The organism is Chryseobacterium sp. S90, from assembly GCF_047444895.1.
Taxonomy (GTDB): Bacteria; Bacteroidota; Bacteroidia; order Flavobacteriales; family Weeksellaceae; genus Chryseobacterium.
The window spans coordinates 42,085-58,491 of record NZ_JBLGCX010000010.1 but is presented as its reverse complement, the minus strand read 5'-3'; the positions used below and the strand labels follow the sequence as shown (position 1 = coordinate 58,491).

Sequence of the window (16,407 nt, the reverse complement as noted above, 5' to 3'; positions counted from 1 at the left end):
AAAAATTAATAAACATAGCAGATTACTTCACCGCCTACTTTCTCTTCTCTAGCTTTCTTGTCAGTCATTACTCCTTTAGAAGTAGAGATGATAGAAATACCCAAACCGTTTAGTACTCTTGGAAGTTCAGTAGAACCTTTGTACTGTCTCAAACCTGGTCTAGAAGCTCTTTGAATAGACTTAATAGCAGGTTTGTTAGTTTGCTTATCGTACTTTAAAGCGATTTTGATCACTCCTTGAACAGCGTTATCTTCAAACTTGAAGTTTAAGATATACCCTTGATCAAATAGGATCTTAGTAATCTCCTTTTTGATTTTCGATGCAGGAATTTCCACCACTTTGTGGCCTGCGCTTTGTGCGTTCCTTACTCTTGTTAGGAAATCTGAAATTGGATCTGTTACCATTTTTCTTTTATAAATTATTGGTTAAAGAACAATCAGTATTGAAAAGACTTGAAGAGAAAAATATCAGACTTCAGAAAACTTCAGTCTGATATTATTGTTCTTTAGTATCTCGACAACTTAATTGTCCCGATTTTTAATTAGTAATTATTACCAACTAGCTTTTCTTACACCTGGGATAAGACCGTTGTTTGCCATTTCTCTGAAAGTTACTCTGGAAATACCGAACGTTCTCATGTATCCTCTTGGTCTACCTGTTAGTTTACATCTGTTGTGTAATCTTACAGGAGAAGCATTTTTAGGCAATTTTTGAAGTCCTTCGTAATCACCAGCTTCTTTAAGAGCTTGTCTTTTAGCAGCGTATTTAGCAACTAGTGCTTCTCTTTTGCGCTCACGCGCTTTCATTGATTCTTTAGCCATTTCTTAGTTCTTTTTAAATGGTAAACCGAAGTGAGTTAATAATGCTTTAGCTTCTTTATCTGTTTTCGCAGTAGTAACGAAAGTGATGTCCATCCCTTGGATTTTTTTCACTTTGTCAATCACGATCTCAGGGAAGATAATTTGCTCAGTAATACCTAAGTTGTAGTTACCTCTACCATCGAAACCATCTGCTTTGATACCAGAGAAATCTCTGATACGTGGTAAAGCAGAAGAAGTAAGTCTGTCTAAGAACTCATACATTCTCTGAGCTCTCAATGTTACTTTTGCTCCTACAGGCATTCCTTTTCTTAGTTTGAATGCAGCTTCATCTTTCTTAGAGATCGTACCTACTGCTTTCTGACCTGTGATGTTTGTAAGTTCTTCTACAGCATAATCGATAATTTTCTTATCTGCAGTAGCGTCTCCTAAACCTTGTGATACAACAATTTTCTCCAATCTAGGTACTTGCATGATTGACTTGTACCCAAATTCTTCCATCATTGCAGGAACAATTTGCTCTTTGTATATTTTTTTGGGTCTTGCTATAAATTCCATGTTAATTCAAATTATAAAGTTTCACCCGTTTTTTTGTTAACTCTCACTTTCTTATCTCCTTCGATTTTGTAACCGATTTTGATAGCTTTTCCGTCTTTACCAACTAAAGCTACGTTTGAGATATGAATAGAAGCTTCCTTTTCAGTAATTCCTCCTTGAGGATTTGAAGCTGAAGGCTTAACGTGTTTTTTAACGATGTTAAGTCCTGCAACGATTACTCTAGGGTCTTTTCCTTCTTTCTTGATCACTTCAATAACTTCACCAGTCTTACCTTTGATATCTTTCTTACCAGTAGTAATGATTACGTTATCTCCTCTTTTTATTTTTAACTTTGACATTTCTTTTAAAAATTTTTAAAATTAAAGTACTTCAGGAGCTAATGAAATGATTTTCATATATTCTTTGTCTCTCAACTCACGAGCAACGGGTCCGAAAACACGCGTTCCTCTCATTTCTCCCGCTGCGTTTAGTAATACACAAGCATTGTCGTCGAATTTGATGTATGAACCATCTTTTCTTCTTACTGCTTTTTTAGTTCTTACTACTACAGCTTTAGATACCTGACCTTTTTTAGCGTTTCCTGATGGTGTAGAATCCTTGATAGTAACAACGATTTTATCACCAACTGAAGCATATCTTCTTCTGGTTCCTCCCAGAACTCTAATAACTAGTACTTCTTTAGCACCTGTGTTATCAGCAACTTTTAATCTTGATTCTGTTTGTAACATTATTACTTAGCTTTTTCAATGATTCTTACTAATCTCCATCTCTTGCTCTTGCTCAAAGGTCTAGTTTCTTGGATCAAAACTGTATCACCTTCTGTGCATTCGTTGTTCTCGTCGTGTGCAGTATACTTTTTCGTTTTCAAAACGAATTTACCGTACATCGGGTGCTTTACTCTTGTAGTTTCACTAACAACAATAGTTTTTTCCATTTTATTGCTGGAAACCACTCCGATTCTTTCTTTTCTTAAATTTCTATCCATTGTAAAATGAAATTATTGTTTGTTAGTTAACTCAGTGTTTAGTCTTGCGATTGTTTTTCTCAAATCTCTGATTTGAATCGGGTTTTCAATTGGGCTGATTGCATGAGCTAATTTCAATTTAGAATATTGAGCTTTTGCTTCAGTTAATTGAGCTTGAATATCACCCGCGCTTAAATTTTTAATATCAGCATTTTTCATTGTATTCAAAGATTATAGAGGTTTAACAAAATCGTTAGCAACGATGAATTTAGTAACTACTGGTAATTTTTGCGCAGCAAGTCTTAAAGCTTCCTTAGCGATATCGTAAGGTACACCTCCGATTTCGAACATAATTTTACCTGGTTTTACTACAGCTACCCAATATTCAACAGCACCCTTACCTTTACCCATACGTACTTCCGCTGGTTTCTTAGTAATTGGCTTATCTGGGAAGATTTTGATCCATAGTTGACCTTCTCTCTTCATATATCTTGTCGCAGCGATACGAGCTGCTTCAATCTGTCTTGCAGTGATCCAAGCTCCTTCCGTTGCTTTGATCCCAAAAGTTCCGTAAGCAAGTTGACTACCTCTTTGGGCATTCCCCTTCATCTTCATCTTGTGAACTCTACGGAATTTGGTTCTTTTTGGTTGTAACATAATTTCTAAATTTTAGATTTTAGATTTTAGATTTTAGATTTTTTTTAATTTTAAAAAAGTAACGGTAATTTAAAATTCAAAATTTCTAATCTAAAATTTTAATTATTATTGTTATTGTTGTTGTTTTTTCTAGGTCTTCTGTTGTCTCTGTCTCCTCCTCTGTTTCCTCTGTCTGACTGACCTCCTTTTTTCTGTTGTCCCACTAGTGGAGAAAGTTCTCTTTTACCGTAAACTTCACCTTTCATGATCCAAACTTTTACACCTAGTCTACCGTAAGTAGTGTGAGCTTCTGCCCAGTGGTAATCAATATCAGCTCTGAAAGTTGACAATGGAATTCTTCCTTCTTTGAAAGATTCTGATCTTGCCATTTCAGCTCCGTTCAATCTACCAGAGATTTGAACTTTGATACCTTCAGCACCCATTCTCATAGTACTTGCCATTGCCATTTTAACAGCTCTTCTGTAAGAAATTCTGTTTTCAATTTGCTTAGAAATACTATCAGCAACTAATACAGCATCTAATTCAGGTCTTTTGATTTCGAAAATGTTGATTTGAATATCCTTACCTGTAAGTTTCTTCAATTCTTCTTTCAATTTATCAACTTCCTGACCTCCTTTACCGATGATAAGTCCCGGTCTAGCAGTAGTGATTGTAACTGTTACTAATTTAAGTGTTCTTTCGATATAAATTTTTGAAATACCACCTTTAGATAATCTAGCCTCAAGGTATCTTCTGATTTTGTAGTCTTCAGCGATTCTGTCTCCATAATCGTTTCCACCAAACCAGTTAGAATCCCATCCTCTGATGATACCTAATCTATTACCAATTGGATTTGTCTTCTGTCCCATACCTTGATTAATTTTCTTTTTTACCTAAGATTAATGTAATGTGGTTTGATCTTTTTCTGATTCTGTACCCTCTACCTTGTGGAGCTGGTCTTAGTCTCTTCAATTGTCTAGCACTGTCTACAAAAATTTCTTTAACGATAAGATTTGCTTCTTCAATATCAGCACCTTCGTTTTTAGTCTGCCAGTTAGCCATTGCTGAAAGCAATACTTTTTCTAACTTGTTAGATGCGTCTTTTTTAGAATATTTTAGAATGTATAAAGCTTTGTCTACCTGCTCTCCTCTAATGATATCAGCTACTAATCTCATTTTTCTTGGAGAAGACGGGCAATCATTGTGTATTGCTTTTACTACGTCTTGGTTTGTCAATTTACGTGCTAATGCACTTTCTCTTTTTCTTGATCCCATGATTATCTGCTTCCTTTGTTTTTGTTACCACCATGACCTCTGAAAGATCTTGTTGGAGAAAATTCGCCTAGCTTGTGACCAACCATGTTTTCTGTAACATAAACTGGGATAAAAGATTTCCCGTTGTGTACTGCAATAGTTTGTCCTACGAAGTCTGGAGAGATCATTGATGCTCTAGACCAAGTTTTGATAACAGTTTTCTTGTTAGCTTCTATATTTGCCTGAACCTTCTTATCTAAAGTATGATGAATGAACGGTCCTTTTTTAAGTGATCTTGCCATAATTATTTTCTTTTAGATACGATGTAACGGTTAGACACTTTGTTTTTCTTTCTAGTTTTGTAACCTTTAGACGGCATACCGTTTCTAGATCTTGGGTGACCTCCAGAAGAACGTCCTTCACCACCTCCCATTGGGTGATCAACCGGGTTCATTACAACTGCTCTAGTTCTTGGTCTTCTACCTAACCATCTGCTTCTACCAGCCTTACCTGATACAGTTAACTGGTGGTCAGAGTTAGAAACAGATCCAATCATTGCATAACATTCAGTAAGGATCATTCTTGATTCTCCTGAAGGCAATTTGATGATTGCATATTTTCCGTCTCTTGAAGTCAATTGAGCTGAAGAACCAGCACTTCTTGCTAAAATAGCACCTTGACCAGGCTTCATTTCAACACAAGAAATAACAGTACCTAAAGGAATGTTTTTCAACTTCATTGCGTTTCCTACATTTGGCTCTACGCTTTCTCCAGAAATTACTTTCTGATCAACTTTGATACCGTTTGGAGCGATGATATATCTCTTCTCTCCGTCTGCGTACTCTAATAAAGCGATAAATGCAGTTCTGTTTGGATCGTATTCTACAGATTTTACAGTTGCTTCAACGTTTGCTTTGTTTCTTTTGAAGTCAATAATTCTGTATTTCTTTTTGTGTCCACCTCCGGTGTAACGCATGGTCATTTTACCTGTTTGGTTACGTCCACCTGACTTTTTAATACCAACTGTTAGAGACTTCTCTGGTTTGTTGGTAGTAATTTCCTCAAAATTGTTTACAATTCTGAATCTCTGTCCCGGGGTGATAGGTTTTAATTTTCTAACAGACATTACTATTATTTATAATTAATAATTAATTTACAGCAAAAATATCGATAACCTCACCTTCAGCAAGTTTGATTACCGCTTTTTTCAATTTGTTTGTCTTTCCTACTTGAAGACCTTTTTTAGTGTACTTTGAAGAAACCTTCGGAGCATAAATCATTGTGTTAACGTCTGCTACTTTTACACCGTAAGCTGCTTCAACAGCTTTTTTAATCTGGATTTTATTCGCCTTAGGATCAACTAAGAAAGAATAAGAACCTCTTAAATCTGTAAGGTAATTAGCCTTTTCTGAAATAACTGGTTTAATAATAATAGACATGACTTATTTCTTTAAATTTTCCTGGAATTTTTCAACTGCACCTTCGAAGAAAATAATCTCACCTGCATTTACTAAATCGTAAGAACTGATCTCGTTGAAGTTCATTACTTTAGTTTTAGGCAAGTTTCTTGAAGATAAATACACATTCTTGTTAGCTTCAGGAAGAACGAATAAAGATTTTTTACCGTTAAGTTCCAATGCATTTAATACATTGATGAAATCTTTAGTCTTAGGAGCAGCAAAGCTCACATCTTCTAAAACTTTAATGCTGTTGTCTCTCATTTTCTGAGATAAAACAGATTTTTTAGCTAATCTCTTAAGAGCTTTGTTCAATTTGAATCTGTAGTCTCTTGGTTTTGGTCCGAATACTCTACCTCCACCTCTGAAAGTTGGAGATTTGATATCCCCGTATCTAGCAGATCCAGATCCTTTTTGCTTCTTAAGCTTCTTAGTAGAAGCAGTAATTTCGCTTCTTTCTTTCGCTTTATGAGTACCCTGTCTTTGTGCAGCAAGATACTGTTTAACTTCTAAGTAAACCGCGTGCTGATTTGGCTCAATTCCGAATACTGTTTCGTCTAGAGTTACTTTTCTTCCGGTCTCTTTTCCTGATGTATTTAATACTACTAGTTCCATTTTCTGATAATTACATAAGAATTTTTAGCTCCCGGAACAGCACCTTTTACTACTAAAAGATTTTGTTCTTGATCAACTTTTAACACTTGAAGGTTTTGAACAGTTACCTGCTCACCTCCCATTCTTCCAGCCATTCTCATCCCTTTGAATACTCTTGAAGGGTCTGAACCAGCACCGATAGAACCTGGAGCTCTAAGTCTGTTGTGCTGACCATGAGTTGCCTGCATTACACCTCCAAATCCGTGTCTTTTAACAACACCCTGGAAGCCTTTACCTTTTGAAGTTCCTGTTACATCTACATATTCACCTTCGATGAATAGATCAACACTTACTACCTCTCCTACTTTTGCTTCAGTAAATCCATCATGGAATTCTACTAATTTAGCTTTAGGAGCAGAACCAGCCTTTTTAAAATGACCAGCTAACGCTTTACCAACGTTCTTCTCACTCTTGTCATCGAAACCTAATTGAACAGCTGTATAACCGTCTTTTTCTAAGGTTCTGACCTGTAAAATCGAGCATGGACCAGCTTGAATAACTGTACAAGGAATGTTTTTTCCTTCTTCGTTAAACAAAGACGTCATACCGATTTTTTTACCAATAATACCTGACATTGTTTATATTATAATAAAATTTATCCTTTATTTATCACCATTTTTCGGAAGTCTGAAGTAATTTCTACTTTTGATATAGGCATACTACGCTCCTAAAATGAGTGTGCAAATTTATGAATTATTTTATAACTGACAAATATTTTGAGTAAAATATTTTGATTTTTAATCATTTAGCGATCTCAGACAAAAAACTATCCGAAATTTTGAAAATACTCTTTGAAGTTCAAAAGAAAGTCATTAACATACTTTTTTCCAATGTCAGATTTCCTTACGATCAGATAGTGTTTTCTTTTCAAACCGTTACTTCCGATTTTTTTAAACTTCAGTTCATCAGATAATTTGAAAGACTTCAATGCCCATTTCGGCATACAGGTAATCCCTATGTTAGCCTGTACCATTTCCAAAGTGACTTCCGTTAAGGGAACTGCAGAAATCTTCAGTGGCAATATCCCGTTCGGATTTAGAAATTCTTCGTAAACAGAAACTGTTTTTAAAGGAAAAGAATGAATAATTAGATGGGTTTGCAGGAAATCATCAGCAATCAAGTATTCCGAATCATTCAAAATATTTTCCTGATGCATGACGGCAAAAATTTCATCTTCAAAAATTTCAACACTTACCAATTCTTTATTACCAGAAGGCTTTGAGGTAACAACAGCAATATCTATTTCATTCGATATAACTTTTACAACCGGCTTATGGGTTGCTTCCAACACCAGATCTACATCAATTCCAGGATACAGTACTTTCATTTTCTGAATAAATAGCGGCAACCCTTGATAGAATGAGTAGCATTCTGTGCTGATTTTTATTGTACCTGCCGCTCCTGACCTTATTTGCTGAATTGCATTCAGACCGCTCCCAATACTATCCATTACCGTACACGCAGTTTTATAGAGCACATTCCCCTCTTCAGTTAACTCCCATTTGTTCCGTGTTCTGTAGAATACTTTAAAACCAAGCTGAATTTCAAGATCCTTAAGCTGATGACTTAAGGCAGATTGTGTCAAAAATAGTTTTTCAGAAGAACTAGCAATACTTCCTTCTTCCGCAATTGTTTTAATAAGTTTTAAAAACTTGATTTCCATCATGCAAAGTTAACAATATAACAAAAAAATAATGTCTGAAAATATTTCATTTACAACTGCAGAGCATTCAATTTAAATCTTGAAAAAAAAAGATGCCCGAGCATAGCTTTGCATTATAAACATTCTAAAATTATGCAAGAACAAATTGAATTCTATCAAAAAAAATTATCGTATGAAATGGACCCTTCAGATTTATATGATGTGTTTCAAAATAGTACAGATTATATAGCAGTTGATACCCGAAAACCAATCGGCTACAACAAAGAACATATTCCATCCGCAATTAACCTTCCTCATCGGGAAATGACAGAAGAGAAAACCCAACATCTTGACAAATCGAAAATATACGTTTGCTATTGTGACGGTATCGGCTGTAATGCCTCTACAAAAGGAGCTTTAAAAATGACTCAATTAGGATTTAAGGTCATTGAATTAATGGGAGGAATTGAATGGTGGAAGTTTGACGGCTATGCCACGGAAGGAACAAATCCCACCCAAGGATCTACATTTGTATGTGCATGTTAAATCACTAATAAGCAATATGAAAATAAGATTTGCTGAGGAAAAAGACCTTACCTCAATTATTGAACTATGTAAAGCTCATGCCCAGTACGAAAGGAGTTCCTTTAAAGAAGAAAACAAGAAAGAATTACTCTCTAAGCATATTCTCAATCCGGATTCAAATATAAAATGTCTCATTGCTGAATCCGATACTGAAATAATAGGATATGCAACTTTTTTCAAACAGTTTTCAACTTGGGATGTCGGTTATTATATTTATGTTGATTGCTTATTCCTCAAGGATAGCGCAAGAGGAAAAGGAACGGGAAAGCAAATAATGGAATTAATAAGAGTTTTTTCAAAAGAAGAAGGCTGCTCGGTAATTCAATGGCAAACCCCAAACTTTAATACAAGAGCCATTAAGTTCTACTCACAGCTTGGAGCGGAAAGAAAAAGCAAAGAAAGATTTTTCTGGAAGGTATAAATTACCTCATTTTTAATTTAAAATAGAGACTTTCTGAAATCAGACTGTCTCTGTTTTAATTTTAAATAATTGAATAGGTTAAATACAGCCTATTTTACAATAACTGTAACTCCTCTTTCCTCCAATGCAGACCTATCTTCTTTACCGATACCTTCATCGGTAATCAAATAATCCACTTCATCCAACGAAGCTATTTTACCGAAACCTTTCTTGTTCAATTTGGAAGAATCTGCAAGAACTACTGTTTTATCTGCACATTCAATCATCACCTGATTTAGATGCGCTTCTGCAGCATTAGAAGTACTGATCCCAAACTCCAGATCAATTCCATCTACCCCAAGAAAAAGTTTATTACAGGAAAACTGCTTAAGAATTGCTTCTGAAATAGATCCAACGATAGAAGTAGAACTTTTTCTCACCTCACCACCTAACTGGATCACATTAATATTAGGATTATTACAAAGTTCGATTGCTACCCTGAGTGAAGATGTCAATACCGTAAGTGAACCAAAGCTCATTAACATCCTGGCCAGATAATGCATCGTCGTTCCAGACGCCAATATAATACAGTCATTCTCTTGAATCAATGGTAGAGCAGCTCTGGCAATCGCCTGCTTTGCGTCCACATTGATACTTTCTTTCTCCACTACATTTTTTTCATAAGCATATCTTACCTGCTTACTTGCCCCTCCATGATTTCTGAAAAGAAGCCCCAGACTTTCAAGATAGTTCAAATCCTTTCGGATCGTAACCGAGGAAACATTGAGTTTTTCACACAGATCCTGAACGAGAACATGTCCTTTTTCATCAAGCTCTTTCAATATTTCATCCTGTCTTGGTATTAGCTTTTCCATTTTATTCGTTTCATCAAAAATACCGTTTTTTTTTCACTTCTTAAAATTTCATTTATTTTCTTTTTGCTTTCATTTTTAATTTATATATTTGAAAACGAAACATAAACGAAACATTTATGAAACGAAACGAAGAACTCAGTAAGTTAACCAATGTAAAAGAATGGGACTTTATTGTCATAGGAGGAGGAGCCAGTGGTTTAGGTTCAGCATTAGACGCAGTAAGCAGAGGATTCAAAACTTTATTGATTGAATCTCATGATTTTGCAAAAGCAACATCCAGCAGAAGCACCAAATTGGTACACGGCGGAGTTAGATATCTTGCCCAGGGAGATGTCGGATTGGTAAAAGAAGCATTGAAAGAAAGAGGACTTCTGGCAAAAAATGCAGCACATATCGTGAAAAATCAGTCTTTCATTATTCCGAACTATACATGGTGGGGAGGAATCTACTATAAAATAGGACTCTCCGTTTATGATTTCCTTGCCGGAAAATTAAGTTTGGGAAAAACAAAATACATCAGCAAATCAAAAACTGTTGAAAAGCTTCCTACTATTGAACAAAATCACCTGATGAGTGGTGTTGTTTACCAGGACGGACAATTTGACGATGCCAGACTTGCGATTAATCTTACCCAGACTATCATTGAAAAAGGTGGAAGTGCAGTCAATTATGTAAAAGTCATCAATCTTTTAAAAGATGCTTCCGATAAAGTAATCGGGGTTGTGGCAGAAGATCAGTTTTCTAAACAGCAATATCAGATTCATGGTAAAGTAGTCATCAATGCAACCGGTGTCTTTACGAATGACATTCTTAATATGAACAATCCTAAGCATGGTAAACTTGTAGTACCAAGCCAGGGAATTCACCTTGTATTAGATAAATCTTTCCTGAAAAGTGATGATGCGATCATGATTCCAAAAACTTCAGATGGCAGAGTTTTATTTGTTGTTCCATGGCATGACAGAGCATTAGTAGGAACTACAGATACTCTTTTAAAGGACGAAAGTTTCGAACCTCGTGCTTTGGAAGAAGAAATCAACTTTGTTTTAAATACTGCCAGACAATATTTAGCTAAAAAACCAACCCGTGAAGACGTAAAATCTGTTTTCGCCGGGCTTCGTCCTCTTGCCGCTCCTAAAGACGGAAGCAAAAGTACAAAAGAAGTTTCCAGAAGCCATAAAGTGATTACATCAGAAACAGGATTGGTTTCTATTATCGGAGGAAAATGGACCACCTACCGTAAAATGGCGGAAGATACCGTAGATGAAGCAATGAAAGTTCACAGGTTGGGAAATAGCCCATCTAAGACCGAACATCTTTCCATCCATGGAAATGTAAAACCAGAACAGGTAGACAGAACGAATCACCTGTACGTTTACGGATCTGATATCCCTTCTATCAAGGCACTGCAGGAGAGCAACCCTCGTTATGCCCAAAAAATTCATCCGGAGCATCCTTTTACTGTAGCAGAAATAGTTTGGGCTGTAAGAACGGAAATGGCGGAAACTATTGAGGATATCCTGGCAAGAAGGGTACGTTTACTTTTTCTTGATGCAAGAGCCGCTATAGACAGCGCACATAACGTAGCAAGAATCATTGCTGAGGAAAAAGGATATTCTGAAGAATGGGCTCAGCAGCAGGAAAATGAATTCATTGAATTAGCAAGAGGGTATTTATTAACTCCTTATTCACCTAAAGTTATCAACCTAAATTAGCACTATATACATGAATGAAAAACTTATCCTCGCTCTAGACCAGGGGACGACTTCCTCCAGAGCGATTCTCTTCAATCATAGTGGAGAAATAAAATATGTATCTCAGAAAGATTTCAGACAGATCTTCCCTACTCCGGGATGGGTAGAACATGATCCTAATGAAATATGGTCTTCACAGATCTCCGTAGCTGCAGAAGTTATCGCGAAAGCAGGTATTTCCGGACTGGAAGTTGCCGCTATTGGTATTACGAACCAGCGTGAAACTACCATCGTTTGGGACAAAGAAACCGGTGAACCTATTTACAACGCAATTGTATGGCAGGACCGCAGAACTTCAAAATACTGCGACGAACTGAAAGAACAAGGGCACACAGAAACAATCAAAGAAAAAACAGGACTTGTTCTGGATGCTTACTTCTCAGCAACCAAGCTAAAATGGATTCTCGATAATACGGAAGGAGCAAGACAAAAAGCAGAAGAAGGGAAATTATGTTTCGGAACGGTTGACACATGGCTTGTGTGGAAACTTACCCGCGGAAAAATGTTTATCACGGATGTTTCCAATGCCAGCAGAACAATGCTTCTGAATATTCATACTTTAGAATGGGATAATGATTTATTAGAATTATTTGACATTCCAAAAGCTATTCTTCCGGAAGTAAAACAAAGCAGTGAGATATATGGTGAAACTGCCACTACTCTGTTCTCTACCAAAATTCCGATCGCAGGAATTGCAGGAGACCAGCAGGCTGCATTATTTGGTCAGATGTGCACCACTCCGGGAATGGTAAAAAATACTTATGGGACAGGATGTTTCTTATTAATGAATACAGGAACAGAAGCTGTTTCTTCCAAAAACAATCTTCTTACAACTGTAGCCTGGAAAATCAATGGAGAAGTGAACTATGCGCTTGAAGGAAGTGTATTTGTAGGAGGCGCAGCCATTCAATGGTTAAGAGATGGGCTTAAGCTTATTCATTCATCTGAACAGGTAAATGAATTGGCAGCTTCTGTAGAAGATAATGGCGGTGTGTATTTCGTTCCTGCATTGACGGGTCTTGGTGCTCCTTATTGGGATCAGTATGCCCGTGGAACAATTGTAGGAATTACCAGAGGTACCACTGATGCACATATTGCAAGAGCCACACTGGAAGGAATTGCATTTCAGGTGTATGATATTGTGAAAGCTATGGAAGCCGATTCTGGAACAGCCAGTCTTGAATTAAGAGTAGATGGCGGTGCATCTGCCAGCGATCTTTTGATGCAGATACAGTCTGACCTTTTCGGATTTAAAATTACAAGACCCAAAACACTGGAAACTACAGCTCTTGGTGCAGCCTATCTGGCAGGACTTGCAGTGGGATACTGGAAAAATGTAGACGAAATTCAGGAACAGTGGATTGTGGACAAAGATTTCCACCCTCAATTGGACAGAGAACAAGTGGATAAAATGACCCACTTCTGGAAGAAAGCTGTAAAAAGCGCTCAAAGCTGGATAGAAGATTAACTCACTCATAAAAAAACTTATATGACCCCATTTATCGCAGAAGTTATCGGGACGATGCTTCTAATATTGTTAGGCAACGGTGTTGTAGCCAATGTTGTCTTAAAAGATACGAAAGGAAATAATTCCGGGTGGATCGTTATTACTACCGCATGGGCATTGGCCGTTTTTGTGGGAGTAACCGTTGCAGGGCCAATAAGTGGTGCCCATCTGAATCCAGCTGTAACCATTGGACTGGCCATTGCAGGAAAATTTTCCTGGGATCTCGTTCCGTCTTATATCGCAGCTCAAATGATTGGAGGAATGTTGGGTGCATTTTTGGTGTGGCTGTTCCATAAAGATCATTTTGCCATCACGGAAGATGAAGGAGCTAAACTGGCCTGCTTCAGTACTGGTCCGGCTATCAGAAAGACATCCTCTAACCTGATTAGTGAAATTATCGGAACATTTGTATTGGTATTCTGTGTTTTCTATTTTGCAGAGCCCAGTATTTCTTTACAGGCAGATCCAACCGCTAAAGTAGGATTAGGTACTATCGGGGCTATTCCTGTTACGTTTGTGGTGTGGGCAATTGGCTTATCGCTAGGAGGAACAACAGGATATGCAATTAACCCCGCAAGAGACCTTGCCCCAAGAATCATGCATGCCATCTTACCTGTAAAAGGAAGCAGTGATTGGGGATATGCCTGGATTCCTGTTATAGGCCCAATTACAGGGGCTATAATCGCAGCAGTTATATATGGATTTTTAAAATAAAACAAATGATGAAAAAAATCTTAAAGGGAATCTTTCTTCTTGCCTTGGGCACAGGAAGGTTATTTTCACAGGAAACTGGTGAAACCAAGGAAACCAAAGAAGGCAGGCTTGATTTTACAGCCAACATTCAGAACAATCACTTATGGAGAGGGCTTATTATTACAGACAAGCCTGTTGTGATGGGAAATCTTTCCTACGCTTTGGATGCGGAAAAGAAATGGAAAGTGGGAATCTGGGGAGCTTCTGCATTAGCGGATGATAAAGACAATACTCATTATAAGGAAATCAATTATTATGTTCAGTATTCTGACGGACGTTTTTATATTGGATTATGGGATCTTTATAACTCCAGAAATATCAATACTGCAGTAGCCGCTGATGATATCTTCAGCTATTCACAGAGAAGAACAGCTCATATTATTGATTTAAGAACAAATTATACTTTCGGACCTTCATTCCCAATTAATATTGAAGCAGACATTATGTTGTATGGAGGAGCCAATGCAGGAGAAGTCATTCTGGAAGCTGACGGAAGTTATAAGAAAAATAGATATTCTACGTATGTTCAGGCAAGCTATCCTGTCATCAGTGGACAGAAAGTAAACCTGGATGCTTTTGTAGGGGCCGGATTTGCTCTCAACGACAAAACCTTTTTGTATGGTAATGGCAAAAACAGCTTCGACATTGTAAATGTAGGGGTAAAAGCAGGAAAAGTGGTTAAGATCACAGATCACTACAGCCTTCCTGTAACTATGATGGCGATGTGGAATCCGTCTAATAAATACGCCAGAATTCAGCTTGCAGCAACCGTTTTTTAATCTGAATGAAACTAAATTATAGAAAAGCCACTCCTTTTGGGGTGGTTTTTTGTTACATGCTCTTCCTAAAAGAAGAAGGATTATGTGAATTTAAAATAGGGTAAAAATCCCATCAATAACCGGGTTTTTACGGAGAATATTTTGTTTAAATATCTTTAATTTTGGAAAAAAGAGTAATGAAAAAGATTTTCAGTTTAATGATCCTGTTTATCAGTATTTTTACGTTGGCACAGCAGGCAAAGGTTCCTTTTACCGGACACAGAAGTTTTGATATCATGAAAGGATATAGCGGCACCGGTACTCCCCACTATTATCTGGATATAAAATCGAATGGTGATGTTCATTTTGGATACGTTCAGGTGAATCAGGCAGACGGAAAAGAAACAACAGAGGAAATCAATGCCGGAAAATATGCTCCTAATAAAGTCATGAAAGTAGCTTTCAAAGAATATGAGGAGACATTTCTGGTGAAATTCGACAAAGACAAGATTTACCTTACCGATGAAAGGGGAAATATTCTACATCTTGATGGATGCTGCTCTTCCAGAGAGAGCATTGATAAGGAAAACTGTAAGTGCGAAAGTGAACTTTACAAGTAGTAAAACAGTATATAGAGAGAGTCGCTCCATCGGGGCGGCTTTCTTGTTGTGAAAAGCGATCCCGCCAAATTAATCACCGGGATTTTACGGTTTATATTTTGCTTAAATATCTTTATTTTTGAAAAACATATAGCTATAATGAATTGTGGCTTCAAGAGTGATTTGTATCAATGAGACATTTTAAAATTTTATTCGTATTTCTTCTCTTTCTTGTAGTATCATGCAATAAGAAAGAAGATCATCCATACACATTCTATTACTGGAAAACCAATCTGAAGCTGGATCACGAAGAAAAGAAAGCATTAGATCAGGCAACCGTTCCTTACCTGTACACGAGATTTTTTGATGTAGACAAAGTGAACGGAAAATTTCAGCCGGTAGCTGTTATTACAAAAGACAAAAGTTTTCAGACCAATAAACAGATTGTTCCCACTGTTTTTATTACCAATCAGACTTTGTTGGGCATTTCTGCAGAAGAGATCAAATTCCTTGCGGAAAGTGTTCATCTTTTAATTCAGAAAAAGGCGGAAGAGTATCATCTGAAAACCAATAATGAAATTCAGATCGACTGTGACTGGACAGCGGGAACACGAAATGATTATTTTAAATTTCTGAAAGAGCTCAAAAAGATCTCCGGAAAAGAAGTGACCTGCACCCTTCGTCTTCATCAGGTAAAAGATAAGAAGCAGACCGGAATTCCTCCTGTTGAAAAAGTGTACCTGATGTGCTACTCCACTTCATCACCACTGGAAAATTCTGACAAGAATTCCATTCTGGATATCAACATTCTAAAAAGCTATCTTTCAAAAATGGAAGACTACCCTATCAAAAAAATCGAAGTAGCGCTTCCTATTTATTCCTGGGGAATTGTCACCAATCATTTGGGCAAACATAAACTAATCAATGCCTTATCTAAAAGAGATCTTGAAAACCCAAATTTCAAAAAGATATCCGAACATGAAATTCAGGTGTTGAAAGATGGATTCTATTTTGGAAGTTATTTAAACAAAGGCTTCAAAATAAAGGCAGAAGAAATTTCTGAAGAACAGCTTAAAGAGGTAATCGCATTTTTAGAGAAAAAAATCCCGCATTTTAATATTATTTATTATCAATTAGATAGTAAATTTGTGTTAGATCGGAAATTTTAATCTCCCAGAGATAGAGACATACCT

At 36.8% G+C, this 16,407-nt stretch carries 25 protein-coding genes; 8 read left to right on the top strand and 17 right to left on the bottom strand.

The features are described from left to right. Positions 1-5: 5 nt before the first annotated feature. The 16 genes from rpsH to ACLMCG_RS21005 all read right to left on the bottom strand — a co-directional run bounded on the left by rpsH (position 6) and on the right by ACLMCG_RS21005 (position 8,004). Positions 6-404 (bottom strand): 30S ribosomal protein S8, encoded by a 399-nt coding sequence (rpsH, locus tag ACLMCG_RS21080; protein WP_047376575.1) that lies wholly within the window; start codon positions 402-404, stop codon positions 6-8. 147 nt (positions 405-551) lie between these two features. Continuing rightward, the gene (gene rpsN / locus ACLMCG_RS21075) at positions 552-821 is read right to left on the bottom strand and encodes a 30S ribosomal protein S14 (RefSeq protein ID WP_002983233.1); all 270 of its coding nucleotides are present in this window, start codon (positions 819-821) and stop codon (positions 552-554) included. Positions 822-824: 3 nt separating this feature from the next. Beyond that, positions 825-1,376, bottom strand: coding sequence for a 50S ribosomal protein L5 (gene rplE / locus ACLMCG_RS21070; RefSeq protein ID WP_047422408.1), 552 nt, complete (start codon positions 1,374-1,376; stop codon positions 825-827). An 11-nt stretch (positions 1,377-1,387) separates the two neighbouring features. Beyond that, positions 1,388-1,714 carry a 50S ribosomal protein L24 gene (rplX, locus tag ACLMCG_RS21065; RefSeq protein ID WP_047376572.1) on the bottom strand — a complete coding sequence of 109 codons (327 nt, stop codon included), beginning with the start codon at positions 1,712-1,714 and terminating at the stop codon, positions 1,388-1,390. Between the two features lie 21 nt (positions 1,715-1,735). Then, positions 1,736-2,104 carry a 50S ribosomal protein L14 gene (gene rplN / locus ACLMCG_RS21060; RefSeq protein WP_002983226.1) on the bottom strand — a complete coding sequence of 123 codons (369 nt, stop codon included), beginning with the start codon at positions 2,102-2,104 and terminating at the stop codon, positions 1,736-1,738. 2 nt (positions 2,105-2,106) lie between these two features. Then, positions 2,107-2,361: a 30S ribosomal protein S17 gene (rpsQ, locus tag ACLMCG_RS21055; protein WP_027371715.1), complete on the bottom strand. Its 255-nt coding sequence runs from the start codon at positions 2,359-2,361 to the stop codon at positions 2,107-2,109. 12 nt (positions 2,362-2,373) lie between these two features. Further along, positions 2,374-2,559 (bottom strand): 50S ribosomal protein L29, encoded by a 186-nt coding sequence (rpmC, locus tag ACLMCG_RS21050; protein WP_034694678.1) that lies wholly within the window; start codon positions 2,557-2,559, stop codon positions 2,374-2,376. A gap of 12 nt (positions 2,560-2,571) precedes the next feature. Next, positions 2,572-2,997, bottom strand: coding sequence for a 50S ribosomal protein L16 (gene rplP, locus ACLMCG_RS21045; RefSeq protein WP_029297776.1), 426 nt, complete (start codon positions 2,995-2,997; stop codon positions 2,572-2,574). 98 nt (positions 2,998-3,095) lie between these two features. Next, the gene (gene rpsC / locus ACLMCG_RS21040; protein ID WP_034694675.1) at positions 3,096-3,845 is read right to left on the bottom strand and encodes a 30S ribosomal protein S3; all 750 of its coding nucleotides are present in this window, start codon (positions 3,843-3,845) and stop codon (positions 3,096-3,098) included. A gap of 7 nt (positions 3,846-3,852) precedes the next feature. Continuing rightward, positions 3,853-4,251 carry a 50S ribosomal protein L22 gene (gene rplV / locus ACLMCG_RS21035; RefSeq protein ID WP_034694674.1) on the bottom strand — a complete coding sequence of 133 codons (399 nt, stop codon included), beginning with the start codon at positions 4,249-4,251 and terminating at the stop codon, positions 3,853-3,855. 2 nt (positions 4,252-4,253) lie between these two features. Then, positions 4,254-4,532, bottom strand: a complete 279-nt coding sequence (gene rpsS / locus ACLMCG_RS21030; protein WP_034678015.1) for a 30S ribosomal protein S19 — start codon at positions 4,530-4,532, stop codon at positions 4,254-4,256. 2 nt (positions 4,533-4,534) lie between these two features. Then, a complete protein-coding gene (rplB, locus tag ACLMCG_RS21025; RefSeq protein WP_123909155.1) occupies positions 4,535-5,356 on the bottom strand; it encodes a 50S ribosomal protein L2 in 822 nt (273 codons plus the stop codon). A gap of 22 nt (positions 5,357-5,378) precedes the next feature. After that, positions 5,379-5,669 carry a 50S ribosomal protein L23 gene (gene rplW, locus ACLMCG_RS21020; protein WP_047376571.1) on the bottom strand — a complete coding sequence of 97 codons (291 nt, stop codon included), beginning with the start codon at positions 5,667-5,669 and terminating at the stop codon, positions 5,379-5,381. Between the two features lie 3 nt (positions 5,670-5,672). Continuing rightward, complete coding sequence (rplD, locus tag ACLMCG_RS21015) at positions 5,673-6,302, bottom strand: 50S ribosomal protein L4 (protein ID WP_047422406.1); 630 nt, start codon at positions 6,300-6,302, stop codon at positions 5,673-5,675. Continuing rightward, positions 6,293-6,916 carry a 50S ribosomal protein L3 gene (gene rplC / locus ACLMCG_RS21010; protein WP_047422405.1) on the bottom strand — a complete coding sequence of 208 codons (624 nt, stop codon included), beginning with the start codon at positions 6,914-6,916 and terminating at the stop codon, positions 6,293-6,295. The genes rplD and rplC overlap by 10 nt, the downstream gene beginning before the upstream one ends. 191 nt (positions 6,917-7,107) lie before the next feature. Then, on the bottom strand, positions 7,108-8,004 hold the full coding sequence (locus tag ACLMCG_RS21005; RefSeq protein WP_413961154.1) for a LysR family transcriptional regulator: 897 nt from the start codon (positions 8,002-8,004) through the stop codon (positions 7,108-7,110). 132 nt (positions 8,005-8,136) lie between these two features. On the opposite strand from ACLMCG_RS21005, the gene ACLMCG_RS21000 reads away from it, so the two are divergent. Together ACLMCG_RS21000 and ACLMCG_RS20995 are read left to right on the top strand one after the other, a co-directional pair. Continuing rightward, positions 8,137-8,529 (top strand): rhodanese-like domain-containing protein, encoded by a 393-nt coding sequence (locus tag ACLMCG_RS21000; RefSeq protein WP_413961153.1) that lies wholly within the window; start codon positions 8,137-8,139, stop codon positions 8,527-8,529. 16 nt (positions 8,530-8,545) lie between these two features. Next, complete coding sequence (locus ACLMCG_RS20995; protein WP_413961152.1) at positions 8,546-8,989, top strand: N-acetyltransferase family protein; 444 nt, start codon at positions 8,546-8,548, stop codon at positions 8,987-8,989. An 89-nt stretch (positions 8,990-9,078) separates the two neighbouring features. On the opposite strand, the gene ACLMCG_RS20990 is transcribed toward ACLMCG_RS20995, so the two are convergent. After that, complete coding sequence (locus ACLMCG_RS20990; protein ID WP_223598542.1) at positions 9,079-9,843, bottom strand: DeoR/GlpR family DNA-binding transcription regulator; 765 nt, start codon at positions 9,841-9,843, stop codon at positions 9,079-9,081. 116 nt (positions 9,844-9,959) lie between these two features. Here ACLMCG_RS20990 and ACLMCG_RS20985 point away from each other — a divergent pair, with 116 nt between their 5' ends. The 6 genes from ACLMCG_RS20985 (at position 9,960) to ACLMCG_RS20960 (ending at position 16,383) form a co-directional block, all read left to right on the top strand. After that, positions 9,960-11,558: a glycerol-3-phosphate dehydrogenase/oxidase gene (locus ACLMCG_RS20985; RefSeq protein WP_413961151.1), complete on the top strand. Its 1,599-nt coding sequence runs from the start codon at positions 9,960-9,962 to the stop codon at positions 11,556-11,558. Positions 11,559-11,568: 10 nt separating this feature from the next. After that, positions 11,569-13,065, top strand: coding sequence for a glycerol kinase GlpK (glpK, locus tag ACLMCG_RS20980; protein WP_223598540.1), 1,497 nt, complete (start codon positions 11,569-11,571; stop codon positions 13,063-13,065). Positions 13,066-13,086: 21 nt separating this feature from the next. Further along, positions 13,087-13,818: an MIP/aquaporin family protein gene (locus tag ACLMCG_RS20975; RefSeq protein ID WP_413961150.1), complete on the top strand. Its 732-nt coding sequence runs from the start codon at positions 13,087-13,089 to the stop codon at positions 13,816-13,818. Between the two features lie 5 nt (positions 13,819-13,823). Next, positions 13,824-14,636, top strand: coding sequence for a hypothetical protein (locus tag ACLMCG_RS20970; RefSeq protein ID WP_374200530.1), 813 nt, complete (start codon positions 13,824-13,826; stop codon positions 14,634-14,636). A 176-nt stretch (positions 14,637-14,812) separates the two neighbouring features. After that, complete coding sequence (locus tag ACLMCG_RS20965; protein ID WP_413961149.1) at positions 14,813-15,235, top strand: hypothetical protein; 423 nt, start codon at positions 14,813-14,815, stop codon at positions 15,233-15,235. Between the two features lie 170 nt (positions 15,236-15,405). Further along, positions 15,406-16,383 carry a hypothetical protein gene (locus tag ACLMCG_RS20960; RefSeq protein WP_413961148.1) on the top strand — a complete coding sequence of 326 codons (978 nt, stop codon included), beginning with the start codon at positions 15,406-15,408 and terminating at the stop codon, positions 16,381-16,383. Positions 16,384-16,407: the final 24 nt, after the last annotated feature.

Bases quoted from the DNA above. Each gene is read 5' to 3' on its own strand.
- rpsH (WP_047376575.1), bottom strand. From the start codon at position 404: ATGGTAACAGATCCAATTTCAGATTTCCTAACAAGAGTAAGGAACGCA.
- rpsN (WP_002983233.1), bottom strand. From the start codon at position 821: ATGGCTAAAGAATCAATGAAAGCGCGTGAGCGCAAAAGAGAAGCACTA.
- rplE (WP_047422408.1), bottom strand. From the start codon at position 1,376: ATGGAATTTATAGCAAGACCCAAAAAAATATACAAAGAGCAAATTGTT.
- rplX (WP_047376572.1), bottom strand. From the start codon at position 1,714: ATGTCAAAGTTAAAAATAAAAAGAGGAGATAACGTAATCATTACTACT.
- rplN (WP_002983226.1), bottom strand. From the start codon at position 2,104: ATGTTACAAACAGAATCAAGATTAAAAGTTGCTGATAACACAGGTGCT.
- rpsQ (WP_027371715.1), bottom strand. From the start codon at position 2,361: ATGGATAGAAATTTAAGAAAAGAAAGAATCGGAGTGGTTTCCAGCAAT.
- rpmC (WP_034694678.1), bottom strand. From the start codon at position 2,559: ATGAAAAATGCTGATATTAAAAATTTAAGCGCGGGTGATATTCAAGCT.
- rplP (WP_029297776.1), bottom strand. From the start codon at position 2,997: ATGTTACAACCAAAAAGAACCAAATTCCGTAGAGTTCACAAGATGAAG.
- rpsC (WP_034694675.1), bottom strand. From the start codon at position 3,845: ATGGGACAGAAGACAAATCCAATTGGTAATAGATTAGGTATCATCAGA.
- rplV (WP_034694674.1), bottom strand. From the start codon at position 4,251: ATGGGATCAAGAAAAAGAGAAAGTGCATTAGCACGTAAATTGACAAAC.
- rpsS (WP_034678015.1), bottom strand. From the start codon at position 4,532: ATGGCAAGATCACTTAAAAAAGGACCGTTCATTCATCATACTTTAGAT.
- rplB (WP_123909155.1), bottom strand. From the start codon at position 5,356: ATGTCTGTTAGAAAATTAAAACCTATCACCCCGGGACAGAGATTCAGA.
- rplW (WP_047376571.1), bottom strand. From the start codon at position 5,669: ATGTCTATTATTATTAAACCAGTTATTTCAGAAAAGGCTAATTACCTT.
- rplD (WP_047422406.1), bottom strand. From the start codon at position 6,302: ATGGAACTAGTAGTATTAAATACATCAGGAAAAGAGACCGGAAGAAAA.
- rplC (WP_047422405.1), bottom strand. From the start codon at position 6,916: ATGTCAGGTATTATTGGTAAAAAAATCGGTATGACGTCTTTGTTTAAC.
- ACLMCG_RS21005 (WP_413961154.1), bottom strand. From the start codon at position 8,004: ATGGAAATCAAGTTTTTAAAACTTATTAAAACAATTGCGGAAGAAGGA.
- ACLMCG_RS21000 (WP_413961153.1), top strand. From the start codon at position 8,137: ATGCAAGAACAAATTGAATTCTATCAAAAAAAATTATCGTATGAAATG.
- ACLMCG_RS20995 (WP_413961152.1), top strand. From the start codon at position 8,546: ATGAAAATAAGATTTGCTGAGGAAAAAGACCTTACCTCAATTATTGAA.
- ACLMCG_RS20990 (WP_223598542.1), bottom strand. From the start codon at position 9,843: ATGGAAAAGCTAATACCAAGACAGGATGAAATATTGAAAGAGCTTGAT.
- ACLMCG_RS20985 (WP_413961151.1), top strand. From the start codon at position 9,960: ATGAAACGAAACGAAGAACTCAGTAAGTTAACCAATGTAAAAGAATGG.
- glpK (WP_223598540.1), top strand. From the start codon at position 11,569: ATGAATGAAAAACTTATCCTCGCTCTAGACCAGGGGACGACTTCCTCC.
- ACLMCG_RS20975 (WP_413961150.1), top strand. From the start codon at position 13,087: ATGACCCCATTTATCGCAGAAGTTATCGGGACGATGCTTCTAATATTG.
- ACLMCG_RS20970 (WP_374200530.1), top strand. From the start codon at position 13,824: ATGATGAAAAAAATCTTAAAGGGAATCTTTCTTCTTGCCTTGGGCACA.
- ACLMCG_RS20965 (WP_413961149.1), top strand. From the start codon at position 14,813: ATGAAAAAGATTTTCAGTTTAATGATCCTGTTTATCAGTATTTTTACG.
- ACLMCG_RS20960 (WP_413961148.1), top strand. From the start codon at position 15,406: ATGAGACATTTTAAAATTTTATTCGTATTTCTTCTCTTTCTTGTAGTA.